The sequence below is a fragment of the Mycobacterium sp. genome (genome assembly GCF_049585075.1).
In the GTDB taxonomy this organism is placed as follows: Bacteria; Actinomycetota; Actinomycetes; order Mycobacteriales; family Mycobacteriaceae; genus Mycobacterium.
Genome location: NZ_JBAUZA010000252.1, coordinates 1 through 1,599, shown reverse-complemented (window position 1 = coordinate 1,599; position 1,599 = coordinate 1). Strand labels below are relative to the sequence as shown.

Here is a 1,599-nt window from a genome sequence, read left to right as displayed (position 1 = left end):
CTCGGCGGCTGGCGGCGGCTCGGCGGCTGGCGGCGGCTCGTCGTCGGCGACATCGGCCGGCAGGCTCGGCTCAGCGGCCGGCTCGGGTTTGGGCTTCCTCGGCCGGTATCGGACGCCACCGGCCATCACGACGGTGAAGGCGCCGACGACGGCGAACCACAGGAACACCGCGAACCCGAAGGTCTCCTGGTCGATCCCGACGCCGCCGAAGTTGCCCAACTGCCCGCTGCCGGCGTAACCGAGCAGCACCATCGTCAGCGCCGCAAGCACAGCAGCGGTTCCCAGCTTGGCCATCGCCGCCAGGATCGGCAGCGACCGACGCGCACACTGTTGTCCGACCGCTACCCCCGACGACGCGCCGATGATGAGCAACGCAACCCACGCCGGGCCCAGCGGCGGGTTGGGCGCCGCGGCCAGCACCGGCAGCGCGGGAATGTCGCCGCCGAACACGGTGAACGAACTGAACGTCGCAAAACCCAGATGGGCGCTGGATCCCACCGCCATCGCGGCGGTGCCGACGATGACATTCGGCACATACAGCACCGACAATATGGTCAGGCTGAACTGGCCGAACACCGAATTGGTGATCGCGTACAGGTCCTGCATCGTGCCCCAGTGCACGACCAGCGAGACGGCGGTAACCAGGCCGGACAGCCCGAGGAGCGCCAGCACGCCGGCCGTCGCCGCCCGTAGCGAATCGGCCAGCCAGTCCGGCAGCGGCGACGCCGCCAGCGCCCGGCGGCCGACCCGAGAGCCCACGCCGATCGACGCACCGATGCCATGGACCACCAGCACGCTCACGAATGCCCGTAACGCGCTCGGCGTCTGGAGTTCGGTGATCACCGATGCCGCGTCGTGGATGACCGCCAGTGCGATCGCGGCGATCAGCAGTGGTCCGCCCAGCGCCGACGCCACGATCCAGCGGGTGACGAACCAGGAGGCGGTGGCGGGCGTGGCCTGCGCGGTGGTCCGCGCAGTACCCCACACCATCAGCAGCACCGGCAGCAACGGCATCACGCCAAGTTCGCGACCGCCGATCGAGATCGGCACCTGGTGCACGCCCAGCCACATGCTGGCGATGGCACCCAACGCGCCCGTCATGTCGCTGTTGGCGATCAACAACTCCAGCAACGTCACCGCCGCGATGACAATCAACGCGACCAGGGCGGGGCCGAACGCGACCCGCAGTAGGGCACGGGCCTGACGGGCGCCCGCCGATGGACTGTCCTGCACCCGCGTCACGCTTCGAGGACGTTACCGCGCAGCCCGTCTGAGTGGCGACCCGCCGCGCTAACGGTCGCCACTAGCCCGTCTGAGTGGCGACCCGCCGCGCCCGGCTTCGCCGCGCTAACGGTCGCCACTAGGCCGTCTGGCCGACGGCGCGCCGCGCCCGAATGCGCACGGTTAGGACTGTGACGGGCCCGACGGCGAGGACGACGCCGGTGGTTGCTGACCCTGACCATACGAGGGCTGGCTCTGGCCAGAGCCGGCGTGGCTAGCGGAGTTGGCCGGACCCTGGCCGCCGGAGCCGGACGACGGCGGCGGGCTGAAGCTGGGGAAACCCGTTGGCGGGGTGGGCGATCCCTGCTGGTGCGGCGC

The 1,599-nt window shown here is 70.8% G+C and carries 1 protein-coding gene and 1 pseudogene; both read right to left on the bottom strand.

The window, feature by feature from the left end:
* Positions 1-1,233: DUF6350 family protein (locus WB785_RS12045; protein WP_424079415.1), on the bottom strand; the 1,233-nt coding region annotated here is incomplete at its 3' end.
* Between the two features lie 171 nt (positions 1,234-1,404).
* A pseudogene (locus tag WB785_RS12040) lies at positions 1,405-1,599 on the bottom strand (hypothetical protein); the annotation flags it as partial.